This window comes from Curtobacterium sp. 9128, assembly GCF_900086645.1.
Taxonomy (GTDB): Bacteria; Actinomycetota; Actinomycetes; order Actinomycetales; family Microbacteriaceae; genus Curtobacterium.
Map to the genome: position 1 here is coordinate 2,771,857 of NZ_LT576451.1, position 20,785 is coordinate 2,792,641.

General features: G+C 72.1%; 20 protein-coding genes. 14 read left to right on the plus strand and 6 right to left on the minus strand.

Going from position 1 to position 20,785, the window contains the following annotated elements; translation table 11 throughout:
- Positions 1-34: 34 nt before the first annotated feature.
- Genes QK288_RS13285 through QK288_RS13300 form a run of 4 tightly spaced genes read left to right on the plus strand, consistent with a single transcriptional unit; the run spans position 35 to position 3,458 of the window.
- Positions 35-760 carry a PspA/IM30 family protein gene (locus QK288_RS13285; protein WP_281264768.1) on the plus strand — a complete coding sequence of 242 codons (726 nt, stop codon included), beginning with the start codon at positions 35-37 and terminating at the stop codon, positions 758-760.
- A gap of 55 nt (positions 761-815) precedes the next feature.
- Positions 816-1,637, plus strand: coding sequence for an arginase family protein (locus QK288_RS13290; RefSeq protein WP_281264769.1), 822 nt, complete (start codon positions 816-818; stop codon positions 1,635-1,637).
- A 57-nt stretch (positions 1,638-1,694) separates the two neighbouring features.
- On the plus strand, positions 1,695-3,098 hold the full coding sequence (locus QK288_RS13295; RefSeq protein WP_281264770.1) for an NAD(P)/FAD-dependent oxidoreductase: 1,404 nt from the start codon (positions 1,695-1,697) through the stop codon (positions 3,096-3,098).
- 3 nt (positions 3,099-3,101) lie between these two features.
- Positions 3,102-3,458 carry a Fe-S oxidoreductase gene (locus tag QK288_RS13300; protein WP_281264771.1) on the plus strand — a complete coding sequence of 119 codons (357 nt, stop codon included), beginning with the start codon at positions 3,102-3,104 and terminating at the stop codon, positions 3,456-3,458.
- A 234-nt stretch (positions 3,459-3,692) separates the two neighbouring features.
- Here the strand turns inward: QK288_RS13300 and QK288_RS13305 are convergent, their stop codons facing one another.
- Positions 3,693-4,484 (minus strand): ABC transporter ATP-binding protein, encoded by a 792-nt coding sequence (locus tag QK288_RS13305; RefSeq protein WP_281264772.1) that lies wholly within the window; start codon positions 4,482-4,484, stop codon positions 3,693-3,695.
- 20 nt (positions 4,485-4,504) lie between these two features.
- The gene (locus QK288_RS13310; protein ID WP_281264773.1) at positions 4,505-5,398 is read right to left on the minus strand and encodes a siderophore-interacting protein; all 894 of its coding nucleotides are present in this window, start codon (positions 5,396-5,398) and stop codon (positions 4,505-4,507) included.
- A 65-nt stretch (positions 5,399-5,463) separates the two neighbouring features.
- Between QK288_RS13310 and QK288_RS13315 the strand changes: the two genes are divergently transcribed.
- Genes QK288_RS13315 through QK288_RS13340 form a run of 6 tightly spaced genes read left to right on the plus strand, consistent with a single transcriptional unit; the run spans position 5,464 to position 11,458 of the window.
- Positions 5,464-6,405, plus strand: a complete 942-nt coding sequence (locus QK288_RS13315; RefSeq protein ID WP_281264774.1) for an alpha/beta fold hydrolase — start codon at positions 5,464-5,466, stop codon at positions 6,403-6,405.
- Positions 6,406-6,462: 57 nt separating this feature from the next.
- Positions 6,463-7,974: an ABC transporter substrate-binding protein gene (locus QK288_RS13320; RefSeq protein ID WP_281264775.1), complete on the plus strand. Its 1,512-nt coding sequence runs from the start codon at positions 6,463-6,465 to the stop codon at positions 7,972-7,974.
- A 25-nt stretch (positions 7,975-7,999) separates the two neighbouring features.
- Entirely contained in the window at positions 8,000-8,950 is a 951-nt protein-coding gene (locus QK288_RS13325) for an ABC transporter permease (protein ID WP_281264776.1), read from the plus strand.
- The gene (locus QK288_RS13330; RefSeq protein WP_281264777.1) at positions 8,947-9,867 is read left to right on the plus strand and encodes an ABC transporter permease; all 921 of its coding nucleotides are present in this window, start codon (positions 8,947-8,949) and stop codon (positions 9,865-9,867) included. The genes QK288_RS13325 and QK288_RS13330 overlap by 4 nt, the downstream gene beginning before the upstream one ends.
- On the plus strand, positions 9,864-10,682 hold the full coding sequence (locus QK288_RS13335) for an ABC transporter ATP-binding protein (protein WP_281264778.1): 819 nt from the start codon (positions 9,864-9,866) through the stop codon (positions 10,680-10,682). Before QK288_RS13330 ends, QK288_RS13335 begins: the two co-directional genes overlap by 4 nt.
- Positions 10,679-11,458 (plus strand): ABC transporter ATP-binding protein, encoded by a 780-nt coding sequence (locus QK288_RS13340; protein ID WP_281264779.1) that lies wholly within the window; start codon positions 10,679-10,681, stop codon positions 11,456-11,458. The genes QK288_RS13335 and QK288_RS13340 overlap by 4 nt, the downstream gene beginning before the upstream one ends.
- 365 nt (positions 11,459-11,823) lie before the next feature.
- Here QK288_RS13340 and QK288_RS13345 read toward each other — a convergent pair whose 3' ends face one another.
- Positions 11,824-13,263, minus strand: coding sequence for an amidase (locus QK288_RS13345; RefSeq protein WP_281264780.1), 1,440 nt, complete (start codon positions 13,261-13,263; stop codon positions 11,824-11,826).
- 77 nt (positions 13,264-13,340) lie between these two features.
- Between QK288_RS13345 and QK288_RS13350 the strand changes: the two genes are divergently transcribed.
- Complete coding sequence (locus tag QK288_RS13350; protein WP_281264781.1) at positions 13,341-14,006, plus strand: YigZ family protein; 666 nt, start codon at positions 13,341-13,343, stop codon at positions 14,004-14,006.
- Between the two features lie 114 nt (positions 14,007-14,120).
- The gene (locus tag QK288_RS13355) at positions 14,121-14,993 is read left to right on the plus strand and encodes an aminoglycoside phosphotransferase family protein (RefSeq protein WP_281264782.1); all 873 of its coding nucleotides are present in this window, start codon (positions 14,121-14,123) and stop codon (positions 14,991-14,993) included.
- 87 nt (positions 14,994-15,080) lie between these two features.
- On the opposite strand, the gene QK288_RS13360 is transcribed toward QK288_RS13355, so the two are convergent.
- On the minus strand, positions 15,081-15,818 hold the full coding sequence (locus QK288_RS13360; protein ID WP_281264783.1) for a sulfite exporter TauE/SafE family protein: 738 nt from the start codon (positions 15,816-15,818) through the stop codon (positions 15,081-15,083).
- 21 nt (positions 15,819-15,839) lie between these two features.
- Positions 15,840-16,724 (minus strand): oxidoreductase, encoded by an 885-nt coding sequence (locus QK288_RS13365; protein WP_281264784.1) that lies wholly within the window; start codon positions 16,722-16,724, stop codon positions 15,840-15,842.
- Positions 16,725-16,738: 14 nt separating this feature from the next.
- On the opposite strand from QK288_RS13365, the gene QK288_RS13370 reads away from it, so the two are divergent.
- Complete coding sequence (locus QK288_RS13370; RefSeq protein ID WP_281264785.1) at positions 16,739-18,382, plus strand: ABC-F family ATP-binding cassette domain-containing protein; 1,644 nt, start codon at positions 16,739-16,741, stop codon at positions 18,380-18,382.
- Between the two features lie 20 nt (positions 18,383-18,402).
- Positions 18,403-19,305: a L,D-transpeptidase gene (locus tag QK288_RS13375; protein WP_281264786.1), complete on the plus strand. Its 903-nt coding sequence runs from the start codon at positions 18,403-18,405 to the stop codon at positions 19,303-19,305.
- 30 nt (positions 19,306-19,335) lie between these two features.
- On the opposite strand, the gene QK288_RS13380 is transcribed toward QK288_RS13375, so the two are convergent.
- Positions 19,336-20,784, minus strand: coding sequence for a hypothetical protein (locus tag QK288_RS13380; RefSeq protein ID WP_281264787.1), 1,449 nt, complete (start codon positions 20,782-20,784; stop codon positions 19,336-19,338).
- Position 20,785 lies beyond the last annotated feature (1 nt).

Here is a 20,785-nt window from a genome sequence, read left to right on the forward strand (position 1 = left end):
GGCACAACCACCATCCCAAGAAGGGGAAACAGCAATGGCAAAGCAGTCGATCTTCGGTCGCATCTCAACGCTCGTCCGGGCGAACATCAACCAGCTCATCGACAACGCGGAAGACCCGCAGTTGATGCTCGACCAGCTCGTGCGCGACTACACGAACAACATCGCGGACGCCAAGAGCGCGGTCGCCCAGACCATCGGCAACCTCCGCCTGCTCGAACAGGACAACGAGGAAGACGTCAAGGCCGCGCAAGAATGGGGCCAGAAGGCGCTCAACGCGTCGGCAGCGGCGGACAAGTACCGCGCAGCGGGCAAGAGCGAGGACGCCGACAAGTTCGACAACCTCGCGAAGATCGCGATCGGCAAGCAGATCGCCGCCGAGCAAGAGGTCAAGGACAACGCCTCCCCGTTGGCCACCCAGAACGAGCAGGTCGAGAAGCTCAAGACCGGCATCACGAACATGGAGCAGAAGCTCGAGCAGCTGAAGTCCAAGCGCGACAGCCTGGTGGCGCGTTCGAAGACGGCCGAAGCCCAGTCGAAGGTCAACGACGCGATCGGCAACATCGACATCACCGACCCGACGAGCGACCTCAACCGCTTCGAGGAGAAGGTCCGCCGCGAAGAGGCGAAGGTCATCGGTCAGCAGGAACTCCAGTCGTCCAGCCTGGACTCCCAGTTCGAGAGCCTCGAGGACGTCGGCAAGGACGCCGAGGTCGAGGCACGTCTCGCCGCGCTGAAGTCCGGCGGCTCGTCGACGCTCTGAGCTGAACCGGCCACGCACTGCGGACGACGCCGGACCCGCCTGACAGACTGAGGAGATGCAGTTCCTCGTCGTCGGTCAATGGCAGGGTTCGGCGTCGTCGCGTGCGATGCGCCTCGGCGACGGTGCCGCAGCCATAGCAGCCGATCTCCCCCGCACCGCGACCACCGTCATCGACGTCCCGACCGGGGCTGGCGACAGACTCGAGACCGCGCTCGCTCGCTACACCTCTGTGCTCCACGTCGCGGAGCGCGTGGCGGAGGAGACCGCGATCGCATCCGAACCGGTGCTCGTCATCGGTGGCGACGGGTCGAGCGCACTCGGTGGCAGTGTCGCCCTCGAACCAGGCACCGCATTCGTCCGGATCTCGGGGTCGAGTGGCTACCGGGCGCTGAACCGTGCCCAGCCGATCGCCGCCGAGACCGCTGCGCTCCGGATCCTGGTCGACCGTCCGACCGAGCTCTTCCCGTCGCTGCCGACCGTCGCTCCCGCGTCCGTGGTGCTCGCCGGCACGCGGGGCATCGACGAGGCCGAGGCGAACGCCGTCACCAGGGCGGGCATCGCGCACCTCGACGTCGACGCGGCCACTCCCGACGCGATCGCCGCCGCGGTCGAGGCGACCGGTGCCGACTCGGTCTACGTGCACGTCGACCTCGACGTCCTCGACCCGTCCGAACTCGACGGGCTCCTGGAACCCGTTCCGTTCGGCATCGACGATGCGGCGCTCGTCGAGCGGATCCAGGCAGCCACGCGCGGACGCCGGCTGGTCGGTGCGGCGCTCACCGGCTTCGCGCCGGTCGACCCGGACCGTGCCGTGGACGACATGGGCGTCATCCTGCGGGCCGTCGGGGCTCTGAGCGCGGCCGCCCGGGTGGCGTAGCCCGGGGGACGACCCGCACTCGGTCCGGTTCATGCCGCTCCGCGTACGCTCGGCCGCATGACGGACTACGACCTCATCGTGATCGGCGCCGGCGCTGTCGGCGAGAACGTGGCGGACTACGCCCACAAGCGCGGCCTCTCGGTCGCGATCGTGGAGTCGGAACTCGTGGGCGGTGAGTGTTCGTACTGGGCGTGCATGCCCTCGAAGGCGCTCCTGCGCAGTGGCCACGCGCTCGCGGCGGCGAAGCGGCTCGCCGGTTCGGCAGAGGCGGTCACGGGCTCGCTCGACGCCGCGGCGGTCCTCGCACGACGCACCTCCTTCACGAGCGACTGGAAGGACGACGGGCAGGTCTCCTGGCTGGAGTCCGCCGGCATCGACCTCGTCCGCGGCCACGCCCGCATCACCGGCCCGAAGACCATCGAGGTCGACGGCACCACCCACACCGCCCGTGCAGCCGTCGCCGTCGTCACCGGCTCGCTGCACGCGCTGCCGGACGTCCCCGGGCTCGCGGACGCGAAGCCGTGGGGCACCCGTGAGGGCACGAGCGCCCAGTCTGTGCCGGAGAGCCTCCTGGTGATCGGCGGCGGCGTCGCCGGCACCGAGCTCGCGACCGCGTGGGCGTCCCTCGGCGCGAAGGTCACCCTCGTCGCTCGCCACGGGCTGCTGGGTGGGATGGAGCCCTTCGCCGGGGAACTCGTCGCCGACGCCATGCGCGAGTCCGGGATCGACGTCCGCACCGGCGTGAACCCGACGCGCGTCGACCGTGACGAGCACGGACTCGTCACCACCACCCTCGACGACGGCACCACGGTCATCACCAGCGAGGTCCTCGCGGCCACCGGGCGCACGCCGCACACTGCCGACCTCGGGCTCGAGTCCGTCGGGCTCACCGCGGGTGACTGGCTCGACGTCGACGACACGATGCTCGTGACGGGGACGGACTGGTTGTACGCCGTGGGCGACGTCAACCACCGCGTGCTCCTCACCCACCAGGGCAAGTACCAGGCGCGTGCCGCCGGCGAGGCGATCGCCGCGCGGTACCAGCGCACGCCGCTGCACACCGAGCCGTGGGGCGCGCACGTCGCCACGGCCGACCACGCCGCGGCACCGCAGGTGACCTTCACGGACCCGGAGGTCGCGAGCGTCGGCCTGACCGAGGCGAAGGCGAAGCAGCAGGGGCTGAACGTCCGCGCCGTCGAGTACGAGCTCGGGAACATCGCGGGCGCCGCGCTGCAGGCGGACGGGTACACGGGGCGCGCGAACATGGTCGTCGACGAGGACCGCGGGGTCGTCGTCGGCATGACCTTCGTCGGCCAGGACGTCGCGGAGATGCTCCAGGCCGCGACGATCGCCGTCGTCGGAGAGGTTCCGCTCGACCGCCTGTGGCACGCCGTCCCCGCGTACCCGACGATGAACGAGATCTGGTTGCGCCTCCTCGAGACCTACGGCCGCCCGGAGTAGCGGATGCGCAACCCGCTGCTCGACTCCCCCGTGTCGTGGGCGGGCTGGGCGTTCGCGACGCTCGTCGGGTTGTCGATCGGCGTCCCGCTGTCGACCGGCCCGATCCGCCGCGTCGACGGGGTGATCGTGTGCTCGGGACTGCCACGGTGGGTGTTCCGTCGTGGCGGCACGTGCGTCGGGTCGGTGTACCTCACCAGGGACAACGACGGCGACCGGGTGCTCCGGCACGAACGCGTCCACGTGTCGCAGTGGCGCCGGTACGGCATGCTCATGCCGTTCCTGTACGCGGTCGCCGGCCGCGATCCTCAGCGCAACCGCTTCGAGATCGAGGCGGGCCTGGAGGACGGCGGCTACCGCTAGTCCCTCCGCGCCCGCGCCGCCCGCGCCCGCCCGCGAGTGGTCGTGACTCGCCGCTCGCGTTCGTCGAGTGGCCACGAACTGTCGCCCGCCCGGCTGTAAGACGACGATCTTCGACCACTCGCCGAAGCTGAGCGGGGTGTTGTGGCCAGTCGGGGCACACCAGCCGGGGCACACCAGCCGGGGCACACATGGCGAACGGCACGAACGCGGCGGACGGGACCCGCGCAGCGCGCTTCAGCGCGGGCGGCGCGGGACCACGAGGGGCGTGCCCGTCTCGGGGTCGGGGACGACCACGCACGGCAGCCCGAAGACGTCCTCGACGAGGTCCGCCGTCAGGACCGACGCCGGCGGACCGGACGCGACGATCGACCCCGCCCGCATCGCGATCACGTGCGTGGCGTACCGCGCGGCCTGGTTGAGGTCGTGCAGGACCGCGACGACGGTCCGACCGGCCGTGTGCAACGTCGACGCGAGCTCGAGCACGTCGTACTGGTGCGCGATGTCGAGGAACGTCGTGGGTTCGTCGAGCAGAACGATGTCGGTCTCCTGCGCGAGCACCATGGCGATCCACACCCGCTGCCGCTGCCCACCGGAGAGCTCTCCGACCGCCCGGTCGGCGAGCGACACCGTGTCCGTCTGTTCGAGGGCCCGCTGCACGGCGATGCGGTCGGAGCCGGACGTCGGGTGCAACAGGTCCTGGTGTGGGAAGCGTCCGCGGGACACGAGGTCGCGGACGGTGATCCCGTCGGGGGCGATCGGGGTCTGCGGCAGCATCGCCACGCGGCGCGCGACGGCCTTCGGGCGGAACGACGAGATGGGTGCACCGTCGAGGTAGACCGTGCCGGCGGTCGGCTTGAGCGTCCGCGCGAGCGACTTCAGCAGCGTGGACTTCCCGCACGCGTTCGGTCCGACGATGACGGTCAGTTCCCCGTCGGGGATGTCGACGTCGAGTCCGTCCACGACGACCCGGTCGTCGTAGGCGAGTGTCAGGCCCCTGGCGCCCAGCGCCGTGGCCGGAGCAGCCACCGCCGACGGAGCCGCGGCGCTCAGTTCTCGGCCTTGCCGTGCCGCCAGTACCCCATGAACGCGACCTGCTTGCGGTCGAGCCCGACGCCACGCACGAGGTGCCGCCGGAGCTCCTTGATGCAGCCGGCTTCCCCGGCGATCCAGGCGTAGAGCTGCGAGTCGGTCACCGGCGGGATGTCCCAGAGGACCTGCTGGTCGACGTCCACGTCCACCAGCTCGTCCGAGGAGGAACAGGCACCACCGGCCACCGCCGTCGATGCCCACGCGTGCACCTGGTCCGTCATCCGCACGCCGTGGGATGCGCCGTTCCGGGCGATCCAGCGGACCTCGACCCCGGCGGGCGCGGTGACCGGCAGCCGGTCCGCGTCGGTCGGCACCTCGATGAAGACGTGTCCGACGGTGCTGACGTCGAGGGCTTCGAGGATCGCGCAGATGGCCGGAGCGGCGGTCTCGTCGCCAGCGAGCAGGATCCGGTTCGCGGAACCGGGCGCGAACTCGGCGGCACCCGTCGGCAGCTCCGCCGGTGACGACGGCACCGCGGGCCCGACGATCCGGAGCTCGTCGCCGACCCGGCACGACGACACCCAGCGCGACGCGGGACCGGCGTCACCGTGGGCGACGAAGTCGATGTCGAGCTCGTGGGCGTCCGGGCGGAACGAGCGCACCGTGTAGGTGCGGAGCGGGTTCCGCGCCTCGTCGGGCAGCGCACGCCAGGCCGCGTACCAGTCCTCGCCGTCCGGCAGGTCCGTGAACCCGAGCCCCGGGATCGGCAGGACGACCTTGATCCGCTGGTCGAGCCCGACCGAGGAGAACGCGCCGAGCTCGTCACCGGTCAGCGTCACCCGGACGAAGTGCGGGGTGAGCGAGGTGACGGCTGCCACGCGGACGGAGAAGACACGGTACCGGGCTGCCACGATTCGAGTATGGCATGCCTTACCTAACGACTCCAGGGCGGCGGCCACCTGCGAGACTGACGCCCGTGCCCGATTCCGACGACGAATTCCGCGACCTGGCCGACCTCGCCCGCGCGAGCGGCGTGGCGGAGCCGCTCCGCGCCTCCCGGCAGGAGATCCGGACCGCGACGGGAGGCGCGGTCTCCGCGATCCGGTGGCAGGATCCGGCAGTGCCGGGCCGGGAGGCTCGGCTCACCTACCTGCACGGGCTCGGGATCGACGCCCACAGTTTCGACCAGACGGCGATCGCCGTCGGCCAGCCGGCCGTCGCCCTGGACCTACCAGGCCACGGACGGTCGGCCTGGCGGGACGACGCCGACTACGCGGCGTCCGCGACCGCACCCACCGTCCTCGCCGCGATGGACGCGCTCGACGTGCCGCCGGGGGTCCTCGTCGGCCACTCCCTCGGTGCGATCCTCGCGGCGCGCATCGCCGCCACCGCTCCGGAACGTGTCACCGGACTCGTGCTCGTCGACATGTCCCCGGACTTCGCCCAGCGTGCCGTGGACCGGATCGCGCGGGCGCTGGAGTCGGAGCCGCCGTTCACGTCCCTCGACGAGGTCGTCGACCGGGCGATCGAGGCCCGTGTCGGTGACGACCGTCAGGTGCTCCTCCGCGAGGCCAGGCACACCACCCGGCTCGGTCAGGACGGCACGCTCGTCCGACGGCACCACTTCCCGCACCTGCCGGAGGGACGGACCTCCTCGGTGGGTCGGTTCGCGGACGCCTGGCCCGACCTGGAGGCGCTCGACGTGCCGATCCTGCTCGTCCGCGGCGACCGGGGCTACGTGTCCCCGAAGCTGGTGACCACGTTCGCGGAACGACTCCCCGACGCGACGATCGTCACGGTCGAGGCACGGCACGCGGTGCAGACGCAGGCACCGCTCGAGCTCGCGACGGCGATCCGGGAATGGGCGGCTCGTAACGGTTTGTTGCACGGGATCGAAGAAACCCCCGCGCGCCGGTAGCCTCTTCCGAGCGCGCGCGACGACCGTCGCTCCAGCGCCGGAAGGAACCCACAACCCATGAGCTTCTCCCTCCCCCGCAGCCGCCGCCGCACCGCGATGGTCGCGACCGCCGTGGCACTCGTCACCGGCATCGCGCTGGCGGGCTGCGCCGGATCGTCGAACGAGACCGGCGGCACCGACGCCACGGTCCGGGTCGGCCTGGTCCTCGAGCCGACGAGCCTCGACATCCGCACCCAGTCGGGCGCTGCGCTCGACCAGGTCCTCATCGACAACGTGTACCAGGGCCTCGTCGGGCGCACGGCCGACGGTGACGTCCACGACGTGCTCGCGTCGAAGCACGAGGTGTCGAGCGACGGCCTGACGTACACGTTCACGCTCCGCAAGGGCACCACCTTCCAGGACGGCAAGCCCGTCACCGCGGACGACGTCGTCTGGTCGCTGCAGCAGGTCAAGGACAACGCGTCGTACGTCGACTCGGCGAAGCTCGCGAACGTCTCGTCGATCGCGTCACCCTCGGCGGACACCGTCGTCCTGAAGCTGTCGAAGCCGGACTCCGACCTGCTCTGGAACCTCACCGGGCGCTCGGGCCTCGTGCTGGAGAAGGCGGCGAAGAACGACCGCTCGGGCACCGCGAACGGCACCGGACCGTACGAGGTCGCGAGCTGGAAGCAGGGCGACTCCCTGACGTTCGAGCGGAACGCGGACTACTGGGGCACGAAGGCGAAGGTCGCGAAGATCGTCTTCCGGTACATCACGCAGCCCTCGACGGCCGTGAACGCGATGGCGAACGGCGACCTCGACGTGCAGACCGCCGTCGACGGCACGCTGAAGAGCCAGCTGCAGAACTCGTCGGACATCACGCTCCACACGGGCAAGACGACCGACAAGTACACGCTCGCGTTCAACGACCAGGCCGCGCCGTTCACCGACAAGCGGGTGCGCCAGGCGATCCGGCAGGCGATCGACTCGAAGGCGATCATCAAGGCCATCGGTGGCACGGGCGTCGAGCAGGGCGGGCCGATCCCCCAGCTGGACCCTGGCTACGAGGACCTGACGGACATCGACGCGTACGACCCGTCGAACGCGAAGAAGCTGCTGGCCGAGGCCGGCTCGCCGAAGCTCGACCTCACGCTGACCTACGCGAACATCTACCCGTCGACCATCGGCGACGTGCTGAAGTCGCAGCTCGCCGACGTGGGGATCACCCTGACGGTCAAGCGCGTCGACTTCGCCACCTGGCTCTCGCAGGTCTTCGAGAAGAAGGACTTCCAGCTGTCGATGGTCGACCACGTCGAGGCCCGTGACTTCGGCAACTGGGCGAACCCGGACTACTACTTCGGGTACGACAACGCCGAGGTGCAGCAGCTCTACGCAGACTCGGTCGCGGCGACCAGCGCGGACGAGAAGGCGGCCGACCTGAAGAAGGCAGCGAAGATCGTCAGCGAGGACGCGGCCGGCGAGTGGCTGTACACGTCGACGTCGATCACGGCCGTCCGGAAGGGCGTCACCGGGGTGCCCTTCGACGGCACGAACTCGCGCTTCGACCTCTCGAAGCTCGCGGTGAAGTGAGCACCGAGCCAACTAGCATCGTTCCGTGACCCGGTTCCTCGTCGGGCGACTGCTGCTGCTCGTCGTCGGTCTGCTCGTGGCGAGCATCATCATCTTCGCCACGCTCCGCGTGCTGCCCGGCGACGTCGCGCAGATCGTCGCCGGCACGCAGGCCACCCCGGCGCAGGTCGAGGAGCTCCGGCAGCAACTGGGCCTCGACCGCCCGGTGGTGGTGCAGTACCTCGACTGGATCGGCGGCGTGTTCCGCGGGGACCTGGGCAGGTCGCTCGTCACCGACGGCGCAGTCGCTCCGGAGATCACCGAGAAGCTCGGCGTGACGCTCCCCCTCGCTGGCATGTCGCTCGCCGCCGCCCTCGTGCTCGGCGTCCCGCTCGGAGTCGTCGCAGCCGTGCTCCGTCGACGGGCGGGCGGTGCGGTCATCGCCTTCGTCGCCCAGGCGGTCGCCGCGGTCCCGATCGTGTGGGCCGGGATGCTGCTCGTCGCGCTCTTCGCGGTGACGCTGCACTGGTTGCCGACGCAGGGCTTCCCGCTCGACGGTTGGTCGGAACCCGGACGGGCGTTCTCGTCGCTGGTGCTCCCCGCGCTGACGATCGGTGCGGTCGAGGGCGCTGTCATCCTCCGCTTCACCCGCTCCGCCACCCTGTCGGTGCTCGACGCCGACCACGTCCGGACGGCTGCGGCGATCGGGCTGACCCGGAACGGCGCGCTCGTCCGGCACGGCCTGCCGAGCGTGGCGCTCACCGTGCTGGCGGTCCTCGGCGTGCAGATCGCCGGACTCCTCGTCGGCGCGGTCGTCGTCGAGCAGCTGTTCTCGCTGCCGGGCGTCGGCCGGATGCTCGTGGCCGACGTCGGCCGCCGCGACATCACGAAGGTGCAATCCGAACTGCTCGTCCTCACCGGCCTGGTGCTCCTGGTCGGGTTCGCCGTGGACGTCGTCCACCGTGCGCTCGACCCCCGACAGCGGGAGGCGTCGTGACGGCCTTCCGCCGCATCGTCGCCCGACCGACGGGCGTGTTCGCCGTCGTCGTGCTCGGCCTGCTCGTGGTGCTCGCCGTCGTGTCCCTGTTCTGGACGCCGGAGAACCCGTTCCGCACGGACCCGTTCCACCAGTGGGAGCCGCCGAGCGGCGCGCACTGGTTCGGCACCGACGGGGTCGGGCGCGACATCGCGAGCTACCTGCTCGCCGGCACCCGCACCACCGTCATCGTCGCAGTCGGGTCCGGGGTCATCGCGAGCGTCGTCGGCATCGTGCTCACGGCGATCGGGGCGCTCACCGCGCGGTGGGTGCGCGAGGGCATGGCCGTGCTCCTCGACATCCTGGTGGCCTTCCCCACGCTGCTCACGGCGATGCTCCTCACCGCGATCTTCGGCGGGTCGCTCGGCGTCGTCATCGTGTCGGTCGGCCTGGCGTTCGGCGTGACGATCGCCCGCGTCGCCCGCGGGGAGATCCGTCGCATCGCCAGGAGCGACTACGTCGTCGCAGCCAAGGCGTCCGGCGTCGGCCCGTGGGGCGTGCTCGTCCGGCACCTCGTCCCGAACGCCGCGCCGCTGTTCACCGTGCAGCTCTCGCTCGCGATGGCGACCGCGGTCCTCGCCGAGGCGGGCCTGTCCTACCTCGGCTACGGCGCGGGCTCCGGGACGGCGTCGTGGGGCAGCCTGTTGTCCGACCTGCAGACGTACATCGGCGTGCACCCGTGGAGCGCGACGTGGCCGGGTGCGGCGATCGCCCTCGTCGTGGCGGCGCTCTCGCTGCTCGGCGACGCCATCCGCGACGCCTCCGACCCGCGCCTGACGACGGGCGACGCCGCGCGGGACGCCGATCGTGCACCGGGCACCGACCCCGTGCCGGGCACGGACTCCGCACGGGTGACCGGGACCGAGGGGATCGCATGACGCCCACCGACGCGACCAGCGCAGCGACCACTGACGCGACCGCGGCCGGCGGACTGGAGGTGCGTGACCTGTCGGTCCGCATCACGGGGCGGACGGTCCTGGACCGCGTGTCGTTCACCGTGCCTCCCGGCCGGCGGGTCGGCGTGATCGGCGCATCCGGATCCGGCAAGTCCATGACGTCGCTGGCGCTGATGGGCCTGGAGCCGAGCGGCGCCGACGTGACCGGCAGCATCCGGCTGGACGGCGAGGAGCTCGTCGGGATGCCCGACCGGTCGCGTGCCGCGTTCCGCGGCGCGCGGATCGGCATGGTGTTCCAGGAGCCGGGCACCGCGCTCGATCCGCTCCGTCGCGTCGGGAAGCAGATCGCCGAGCCGCTCCGACTGCACCGCGGACTCGACCGGCGGGCCGCCGACCGCGCAGCGGTCGAACTCGCCCAGCAGGTCGGGCTCCCGGATCCCGCGTCGCTGCTCCGGCAGTACCCGCACCAGCTCTCCGGTGGGCAGCGGCAGCGCATCTGCATCGCGATGGCGATCGCCGGCCGGCCGGACCTCCTCGTCGCCGACGAACCCACGACGGCGCTCGACGTCACGACCGAGGCGCGGATCCTCGACCTGCTCGAGGGACTCGACGTCTCCGTGCTGTTCGTCACGCACGACCTCGCCGTGCTCGCCCGGATCGCGGACACGGCCGTCGTGCTCGATGCCGGCCGGGTCGTCGAGACGGGAACGGTCGCCGACCTCCTCGCCGCCCCGCAGCACCCCGCCACGCGCGCACTCGTCGATGCCGCACGCGCCACCGCGAGGAGGACCACGTGACCGCCCTGGAAGCAGTCGGACTGCACCGCACGTACCGACTCCCCCGCCGCGGCCCGTTCGAGCCCGGCCCGGTCCGCACCGCCGTGGACGGCGTGGACCTGACGGTGCCCGACGCTGCGCGGCTCGGGATCATCGGGGAGTCCGGTTCCGGCAAGTCGACCCTCGTCCGCCTGCTGGCCGGACTGGAGGCCCCTTCCGCAGGCACCGTGTCGGCCGGCGGTCGTCCGGTGACCGCGTCCGGGTCCGCGGCCGCGATGCGCTGGTTCCGTCGCGAGACCGGGGTGGTGTTCCAGGACCCGTACTCGTCGCTGGACCCGCGGATGCGCGTGGGGGCGATCGTCGGGGAGCCGCTGCGCGCGCTCCGGATCCCGGGGTCGCACGCGGCGCTCGTGGCGTCGGCGCTGTCGCGGGTGGACCTGCCCGCCGACGCTGCCGACCGGTACCCGCACGAGTTCTCGGGTGGGCAGCGGCAGCGCATCGCGATCGCCCGGGCGGTGGTGCACGGGCCGCGGATCCTGTTCGGGGACGAGCCGATGAGTGCCCTCGACGTGGTCGTCCGCGCGCGGGTGATCGACCTGTTCCACTCGCTCGCCGCGGAACTCGGGCTGACGCTCGTCCTGGTGTCGCACGACATCGGCGTGGTGCAGCGGCTGTGCGACTCGGTCGCGGTGATGTCGTCCGGCCGCATCGTCGAGCACGGTCCGGTGTCCCTGCTCGACGCCCCGGCGCACCCGCTGACCCGCGCGCTGGTCGACGCCGCCCCCACGCTCCCGTAGCGCGCGGGCGCGCGGGCGCGCGGGCGTGCGGGCGCCCGCCCACTGGTCCCTCGCCCCCTGGCCCCCTGGCCCCCTGGCCCCTCGCCCACTGGTCACAACACCCCGCTCACGTACGTCGAGTGGTCGGACGTCGTCGGCCGCGCGCAGCGCAGACGACGGCCCCCGACCACTCGACGATCAACCAACGGGATGTCGTGACCAGTCACGAGCCGACCCGACCGGCGAGGAGCCGAGACCCGACCGGCGGGGAGCCGAGACCGAAGCGGCGGGAGCACCTGACACGGGCCGGACGGGAGGGTCGGCGCGGGGCCGCCACGAGCCTCCCGTCTGGGTGCGTCCGCGGGCGGGGCCGGTGCCGACCGGCCTCACCAGACCGGCGGGTGCCTCCGCTGCCAGCGGATGCGCCGCTCGAGCTGCGCGCCGAGCGCCAGCAGCGTGCGCTCCCCACCCGGCCGGCCGATGAGCTGCACGCCCATCGGGAGCCCACCGCCGTCCGGGTGCGTGTCCTCGGTCACCCCGACCGGCAGCGTGATCGCCGGGAGCCCCGCCACGTTCGCCATCGACGTCCACGGCGAGTACGCACACTGGCGGCGGAAGTCCTCCTCGGGGTCCTCGCCGTACCAGCCGAGCGGACGCGGGGTGAGCGCGAGCGTCGGCGTGACGACGGCGTCGAAGCGGCTGAACGCGCCGATGAGCGTCGTCGAGAACAGGTCGAGCGCGGTCATCGCGTCGAGGACCTGCGTCCCCGTCAGCGCCCGGCCCCTGGCGACCAGCCAGGCCACCAGCGGGGTGAGCGCGGACAGGTCGATGCCGGGGAAGGACGGCAGCCGCGCGGCAGAGCTCTCCCATGCGACCCGGAACGCCGACGCGTACGGCACGCGCGGCATGGCGACGTCCTCGATGCCGTGGCCGAGCTCGCCGAGCGCCCGGAGTGCGGTGTCCACAGCCGCCCGTGCCGCCGGATCGACCACGACGTCGACCGTGTCGTCCCACGGTGACCCGTCGAGCACGCCGAGGACGAACCGCCCCTCGCCACGCACGGCCGCCGCGGTGAAGGGCCCGTCACCGACGTCCGGTGTGACGAGCGCGTACGGCGCGGGCTCGTCGAGGCCCGTCGGCGCCACGAGCGCGTCCAGGTACATGCCCGCGTCCGCGACGGTGCGCGTCAGCGGCCCGGCCACCGAGAGCCCGCCCACGCCCGAGCGCCCGGCCATCGACGGTACGCGGCCCCGGCTCGGTTTCAGCCCGACGAGGCCCGTCGCGGCAGCGGGGATCCGCACCGATCCCCCGCCGTCCGAGCCGACCGCCGCCGGCAGCAGTCCCGCCGCGACCGCGACCGCCGCGCCGCTCGACGACCCACCAGGAGCCCGGCTCGTGTCGTACGGGTTGCGCGTGACACCGCGCACCGTCTCGGACGACGACGACATCCCGAACTCCGGGCTCGCCGTCTTGCCGAGGCTCACCGCACCGGCGGCGTCGAGCGCCGCGACGAGCGGGTGGTCGGCCGTCGCCGGCCGCTCCGGCAACGACGCCGTCCCGGATCCGGTGGGCACGCCAGCGCGGTCGTACAGGTCCTTGTCACCGGACGGGAGGCCCCACAGCGGTCTCGACGTCGGCACCAGGTGGCCGAGACGGTCGGCTCGTTCGCGCGCGGCGTCCGCGGTGACCGTCACGAAGGCACCGAGTCCCGGGTCCAACCGCTCGATGCGGGCGAGGAAGTGCTCGGTCGCTTCGCGCGCCGTGGTGTCGCCGCGGCGGATCCACTCCCAGAGTTCCTGCGCGGAGAGGTGGTGGAGTTCGAACACGGTTCCCGAGCCTATTCGCCCTGGTCCTCGTCCCTGCCCGCCGCTGAGCGGGACCCCCGCGCCGGTACGCTTGACGGGTGAGCCGCCGCTACCCGTCCACGATCGCGGCCACGGTCGAGCACGAGATCGTCATCACGAAGTCGCGGTTCGTCACCACCGTCGTCCCGGTGTCCGACCCGGACGCGGCGGACCAGGCGATCGCCGAGGTCCGGAAGCGGTTCTGGGACGCGCGGCACAACTGCACAGCGATGGTGACCGGCGTCCTCGGTGACCAGGCGCGCTCCTCGGACGACGGCGAACCGTCCGGCACCGCTGGCGTGCCGATGCTCGAGGTCCTGCGACGCCGCGAGCTGACCGACGTCGTGGCGGTCGTGACGCGGTACTTCGGCGGCGTCAAGCTCGGTGCCGGCGGACTCGTCCGCGCGTACTCGACGTCGGTGTCCGAAGCACTCGACCGTGCCGAGACCGTCCGCCGCGAAGCCCTGACGTCGGTGACCGTGGACGTCCAGCACGCGGATGCCGGGCGGGTCGACAACGTGCTGCGCGACTGGGTGCGGCACCACGGCGCGACGCTGGCGGAGACCCGGTACGGGACGGCCGCGACCTTCGAACTGTGGGTCCCCGCGCCGGCGATCCCGACCCTCGTGGCGGACCTCGCAGCCACGTCGGCCGGCACGCTCGCCCCGGTCGTCGGTGCCGAGCGGATCGTCGACGTCCCGGTTTCCCGACCCGCGTCGCGCTAGCGTCGGTGCCGTGATCGTATGGCTGAACGGCACGGGCGGCGCGGCCGAGGTGGTCGACACGACCACGACCCCGGCGCCGGCGGTCGCCCGGACGATCGTGGAACGCGTGCGCCGATGACGACGGACCGCGCACAGGCCGAGGCAGCGCTCCGCGACGCGTCGGCCGTGACGGGGCGGCGCTGGCACCTCGCGGAACGGCTCGACGGTGGTCGGCAGACCGGCGCCTGGCTGGTCCGTGCCGAGGACGACTCCGCCGCCGTCCTGAAGACGACGGCGGACGCGGAGTGGGCGGCGCGGATCGTCGCCGCCCGGGGCGCGGTCGACGTCGCTCGGCACGCGGGCTACTCGACGCCGGCGTGGCTCACCGCCGGAACGACGAGAGCGGGCATCGGCTACCAGATCCAGGAGTGGTGCCCAGGGCACACGTCCGACGACGTGGACACGGCGACGGCGGAGGCGCTGATCGCGGTCGTCGAGTCGCAGGCCGGGATCGACCCGTCGCCGGAGCACTGTTGGACGGACTTCCTGCAGGAGCAGATCGGAGCGGGTCGGGAACGGCTCCGCGCGGAGTCCGGCGCGCCCAGGCCGATGCTCGCCGTCTGCGACCGACTCCTCCTGGACGCGGACCGCGCCACGTGGCCGCGCACGGACATGGTGCACGGGGACTTCCGGCCGGCCAACGTCCTGTTCGACGGGGGCTCGGTCAGCGGCGTGGTCGACGTCGAGGCGATCGGTAGCGGGCCGCGAGCGTTCGACCTCGCGACGCTGCTGAGCCACGACCGGGTCGACCAGGACGCGCTCGTGCGCATCGTCGCCGCCGGGACGGACGCTGCCGAACCGGTGGTGTTCCGTGCCTGCGTGGCCGTGGTGTTCCTCGACCTCCTGCGGTTCAGCCGACGCGACGAGCACTCGACCGCTGATGGTCGCGCGCGGCAGCGTCGCCTGCTCACCGAGCGCGCGGAGTGGATCGAGCTGCTGACCCGGTGATCCCGGCGTGCCGGCGGACGCCCGACGCTGACCCGGTGATCCCGGCGTGCCGGCGGACGCCCGACGCTGACACGGAACGGCCCCGCGTCACGCCTCGACGAACAGGTACACGGCCAGCACGAACCCGCAGACGGCGATCGCGATGCGCAGCGGCGTCGGCGGGACGCGACGCGCGACGCTCGGTCCGATCAGGCCACCGACGACCGCCCCGATGCCGAGGGGCCAGACCATCGCCCACACCACGGTCCCGGACAGGGCGAACGCCACCGCTGGCAGGACGTCCGCCGCGAGCAGGAGCACGTTCTTCAGCGCGTTCGCCCGGTGCAGCACGGGCTCCCCGTCCAGGAGCATCACGGCGATCATGAGCACGCCGGACCCCGCGCCGAAGTACCCGTTGTAGAGCGAGACCGCCGAGACGCTCGTCGTCGCGACCCCTGGCCGCATCGTGGCCGATCCGCGCCGCCGGTCGATCCACGGCTGCGCCAGGAGCAGCACCGACCCGGCCGCCACGAGGAACGGCACGATCCGGTCGAACAGGTGCGACGGCGTGAGGAGCAGCAGCACCGCGCCCGCCGCGGAGACGATCACCGTGATCGGCATCCACCGCCGGAGGGTCGGGCCGTGTCCGACGAGGTCCGATCGGGCGCGCAGGGCGGAGCTCGCACCACTGCCGAGCAACGCGACCGAGTTCGTGACGTTCGCGGCGAGGGGCGGCACACCGACGGCGAGGAGCGCGGGGTAGGCGACGAGCGACGTGATGCCGCCGGCGGTGCCGATCACACCGGCGAGGACCCCGGCGACGAGCAGGAACACCGCGGTCAGCACACCGGAGATCCTGCCACGGGATCAGCCCGGTCCGTCACTCGCGGCGGCGAGGAGCGGCACGAGCACGTGGCTCACGGGTGTGGGGATGCCGTGGGCCGCTCCGAGTCGCTGCACCACGCCGTTCCGCACGTCCCACTCGAGCGGGTTCCCCGCGATCCGGTCGGCGAGGATCGAGGTCCCCATGTCCACGGGCGAGCCCCGGAACTGCTCGACGAGTGCGTCGGGCACGTCGTCGCCGAGGTCCGCCCCCTCCGCGCGGGCGACGAGCAGGCACTCGCGCAGGTAGTCGTGCGCGAGCCGCGCGAGGTCGTCCCGCGCGAACATCCCGGCGCGACGCCCGGTGAGGACCATGAGGCCGGCGACGGCGTTCTGCAGGAGCTTCCGCCACGCGACGCTCGTGAAGTCCTGCGCCACGTCGACCTCGACCCGTGTGCCGTCCAGCGCGCGCAGCAGGGCTCCGGTACCGGGACCGTCCGGCAGGGTCAGCCGCGGCGTCGCACGGAGCCAGACGGTGCCGTCGTGCTGCGTCTCGGCCGGGAACCAGACCACCGACGGCACGACGTCGGCACCCGCGACGTGCGGCGCGAGGGAGCGGACCTGCTCGACCCCGTTCTGCAGCACGCACACCACGGTGCCCGGTCGGCAGAGCACGGCGAGCCAGGGCGCGCACGCTGGTACCTGCGTCGCCTTCACAGCGAGGAGCACGACGTCCACGGGGTCCGTCACGGCGCGCGGGTCGGTCTGGACGGGCCCGGGCACCACGATCCGCCCGGACGCGTCCACGAGCTCCAGGTGGTCCCGAGCCGTCCGACCGAACAACAGCGGCGTCCGACCGGCGGCGTGCAGTGCTGCGGCGACGACGGTCCCGATGGCTCCCGGCCCGACCACGGCCACTGATGCGTCCATGGGACGATTGCACCATGACCGCCACGCTCGTCGTCAAGGGCCTCGCCGGCGGCTATGCCGCACGCACACTGTTCGAGGGGCTCGACCTCACGGTCGCCCCCGGGGACGTGATCGGCGTCGTCGGCGTGAACGGCGCCGGCAAGTCCACCCTGCTGCGGCTCCTCGCGGGCGTCGACGAGCCGCTCGCGGGCACCGTGTCGCTCGCCCCGGCCGACGCGTTCGTCGGCTGGCTGCCCCAGGAACACGAGCGGGTCGCCGGGGAGACCGTGACCGGGTACCTCGGACGACGGACCGGCTGCACCGCGGCGACCGCGGAGATGGACACCGCCGCGGCTGCCCTCGGGGACCCGGATGCCCCGGCGGACGCCGCCGACCGGTACTCCACCGCGCTCGACCGGTGGCTCGCGTCGGGCGCGGCCGACCTCGACGAGCGCGTCCCGGCCGTCCTCGCGGACCTCGGGCTGACGGTGGACACGGACGCGCTCATGACGTCGCTGTCCGGCGGTCAGGCCGCACGGGTCGGACTGGCAGCGCTGCTGCTGTCCCGGTTCGACGTCGTCCTGCTCGACGAACCCACCAACGACCTCGACCTCGACGGTCTGGCGAAGCTGGAGGCGTTCGTCACGGGCCTCCGCGGCGGGGTCGTCCTCGTCAGCCACGACCGCGAGTTCCTCGCGCGGTCGGTCACCGGCGTCCTCGAGCTCGACCTCGCGCAGTCGTCGAACCGGCTCTTCGGCGGTGGCTACGACGCCTACCTGGAAGAACGCGAGATCGCCCGCCAGCACAAGCGGGACGCCTACGACGAGTACGCGTCGACGAAGGCGGATCTGGTGTCGCGGGCCCGGACGCAGCGGGAGTGGTCGAGCCAGGGCGTCCGGAACGCGATGAAGAAGGCACCGGACAACGACAAGATCCGGCGCAAGGCGGCCTCGGAGTCGAGCGAGAAGCAGGCGCAGAAGGTCCGCCAGATGGAGTCCCGCATCGCACGCCTCGACGAGGTCGAGGAGCCCCGCAAGGAGTGGCAGCTCGAGTTCACGATCGGCCAGGCGCCGAGGAGCTCCGCGGTCGTGGCGACCCTGTCCGACGCCACGTTCACGCAGGGCGACTTCACCCTCGGTCCGGTGTCGCTGCAGGTCGACGGCGGGGACCGCATCGGCATCACCGGCCCCAACGGCGCCGGCAAGTCGACGCTGCTCCGCGCCCTGCTCGGCAAGCAGTCGCCGACGGCCGGGACGGCGAGCACCGGATCGAGCGTCGCGGTCGGCGAGATCGACCAGGCCCGCGGGCTGTTCACCGGCACGGAGCCCCTCGCCGCGGTGTTCGAGGGACTCGTGCCGGAGCTGGCCACCGCCGAGGTCCGGACCCTGCTCGCCAAGTTCGGTCTCAAGGCGGACCACGTGGGCCGCGCGGCCGGCGAGCTCTCCCCCGGCGAACGCACGCGCGCCGGCCTCGCGCTGCTGCAGGCCCGCGGCGTGAACGTCCTGGTCCTCGACGAGCCGACGAACCACCTCGACCTGCCGGCGATCGAGCAGCTGGAACAGGCACTCGACTCGTACGACGGCACGCTGCTGCTGGTCACGCACGACCGGAGGATGCTGGAGACGGTCCGGCTGGACCGCCAGTGGCGTGTCGAGGCCGGCCGCGTCACGGAACGCTAGGACCGGACAGGAGGCCCGTGGTGCGACGGCGGACGTGGATCGTGACGAGTGTGGCCGGTGCTGCCCTCGTCGGTACCGTCGTGTGCGTCGGGCTCGTCCTGGTGCCGGACCGCGACCAGGCGAGCCCACCGACGACCGCCGCCGCCCGGCAGCCGACGCCGACGCCGACCCCCGCCGCCGTGCCTGCGGCACCGTCGGCGGCGGAACTCGCGGCGTTGCCGCTCGCGTTCCACGACGCGGTGATCCCCGGGCTCCTCGACGGCTCGGACGTCCACCCCGAGAACGGCTGGCAGATCGCGACCCCGAACGAGCAGCTCGTCGCGCTGTACGCCAGCCCGGACGCCGACGCTGCACCCATCGGGACGCTCTCGGCGACGGTGTCGACGGTGGAGCTCCCCGCCGCCACCGCCGTGTGGGGTCGCTCCGCAGGCGTCGACGGCGGGATGCTGCTCGTGTCGACCCCGGCGCGGAACCGCACGCCGGGTGACGGTGGCGTGTCCGACGCCCCGAGTGCGACGTTCGCGTGGGCCCGCGCCGCCGACTTCAGCCTCGTGGACACGGACCGGACGATCCGGGTCGACGTCGCGTCGGACACCGTCTCGGTCGTGGCCCGGAGCGGCCAGGTCGTGGCGAGCGAGCCGGCACGGCTCGGCACACCGGACGACCCGACCCCGACCGACACGGCGACCTACGTCGAAGCGGCGTACGTCGACGCGCGGGTGACCTACACGCAGGGCAACCCGATCATCCTGACCGGGGCGCACTCCTCCCGCATCCCGTCGTACGGGGGGAACGCCGCACTGACGGCGCTGCACTACTACCCGGACCCGACCGGCAGCTCGCACGGATGCGTGCGGATCTCCGCCGAGATGACGAAGACCCTCGCGGCGCTGCCGGTCGGTACCCCGATCCAGTTCACCTGATCGGGTCGAGACCGGCCGTGCGGCGGACCGCTAGGAGATGCGTATCGACCCAGCACCTTCGACACCGGTGACCGAAGTGTTCCCCCGCTCCGCTCGGACAGCAGCCTCGGCGTCGAACTCGGCGCCCGCCTCGACCGTCACACCTCGGATGTCGACGCGGCTCCGATCGCGACACACGAAGGTTCGGACGGCGAATCGTGTCCGATCCTGCAAGGTGATCTCGTCCTTCGGCTCCGGTTCGATGCGAATTCCCCGTGCAACGCCGATAGTGACCGCAGAATCGTCGTCGAGGATTCCCGACAGCTCGATCGCCGCATCCCCGGAATACCGCGTGGTGTCAAAGACGACCGCGGACTCGTCCTTGAGTCGCAGATCGGTCATCTGCAGGACGCCACTGGACATCGACGATGGTCGGAACTCGAAGAGCGCGGACTTGGTCAGTCGGACTCCATCCAAGAAGACGAAGGTACTCGTCAGCACCGCCCCTTCGCTGTCGAACGACGGCCGGCCGAACAGCTTGAGGTCGTCGAGGTTCAGTGACGCATCGTCGAGCAGCACCTCGCGGAGGTCGATCGTCGGCCGAACCGCTTTCTCGAGGACGAGGTCCACGGAGACCTCGACACCCTTCAGGACGATCTCGCCGTCGCCGAACGCCCGACGCAGCAGCAGTCGCCCGTGCCCGTCGAATCGCGCATCCGTGAAGTCGAGGAGCGCCCGGTCGCCGAGGTCGACGTCACGGAGGTCGACCTCGTAGTCGATCCTCGCGCCGGTCAGGTCGAATCGGCATCCCCTCCAGCGCGCGGGACTCCCGAGGAGGTGCGAGCGGATGAGGGCGAATCCGGTCGTCCGGACACTGGTCTCCGCATCCGCATCCGAACCGGTCATCACCGGCGAACGGAGGTACGCGCAGAGCACGTCGATGCAGGCCTGCCGCTCGCCCGGTTGATCGATCCCCGCCCAGTCGTCGGCGAGACTCGCGATCGCGTACAGCCCGGCGGTGCGCTTGATCGCCGACTGTCCGTCCGCCATGAGCTCGACCGCACCCACGAACCGTTCGCGGAGCTTCCGCTCCGTCTCGACGCGCAGCAGGCGCCCAGCTTCACCCGCGCGGTCCCGCTCCTTCTGGCGATCGAACTCGAAGCGTGCACGGTCCCGCGAGGCAGCTGCGAGTTCCTGCCGGTGCCGAGAAAGTCCGACGACCACGCCGATCACGGCGATGAAGCCGCCGAGGACGAAGAGGACGGACTGCGTCGCGGGGAGCAGCGCCCGCTGAAGATCCTCAGGAGCCAACTTCCCCGGTATCCACTCCCGGAGCGCGTACGCGGGCGCTTTCCAGAGGAGCCAAACGGCAGCTGCCACGAAGATGATCGTCACAGGGATGAGGACCCATGCGCTGAGCGCACGGGGCCCCTTCCACGATGCGTCGTGCGGTTCTTCGATCGCTCCCTGCGCCCCAGACTCGACGTGATCTTCGCTCACA

Excerpts from the sequence above, each read along its gene's own strand:
- QK288_RS13285 (WP_281264768.1), top strand. The coding sequence starts at position 35 with ATGGCAAAGCAGTCGATCTTCGGTCGCATCTCAACGCTCGTCCGGGCG.
- QK288_RS13290 (WP_281264769.1), top strand. The coding sequence starts at position 816 with ATGCAGTTCCTCGTCGTCGGTCAATGGCAGGGTTCGGCGTCGTCGCGT.
- QK288_RS13295 (WP_281264770.1), top strand. The coding sequence starts at position 1,695 with ATGACGGACTACGACCTCATCGTGATCGGCGCCGGCGCTGTCGGCGAG.
- QK288_RS13300 (WP_281264771.1), top strand. The coding sequence starts at position 3,102 with ATGCGCAACCCGCTGCTCGACTCCCCCGTGTCGTGGGCGGGCTGGGCG.
- QK288_RS13320 (WP_281264775.1), top strand. The coding sequence starts at position 6,463 with ATGAGCTTCTCCCTCCCCCGCAGCCGCCGCCGCACCGCGATGGTCGCG.
- QK288_RS13335 (WP_281264778.1), top strand. The coding sequence starts at position 9,864 with ATGACGCCCACCGACGCGACCAGCGCAGCGACCACTGACGCGACCGCG.
- QK288_RS13355 (WP_281264782.1), top strand. The coding sequence starts at position 14,121 with ATGACGACGGACCGCGCACAGGCCGAGGCAGCGCTCCGCGACGCGTCG.
- QK288_RS13365 (WP_281264784.1), bottom strand. The coding sequence starts at position 16,724 with ATGGACGCATCAGTGGCCGTGGTCGGGCCGGGAGCCATCGGGACCGTC.
- QK288_RS13370 (WP_281264785.1), top strand. The coding sequence starts at position 16,739 with ATGACCGCCACGCTCGTCGTCAAGGGCCTCGCCGGCGGCTATGCCGCA.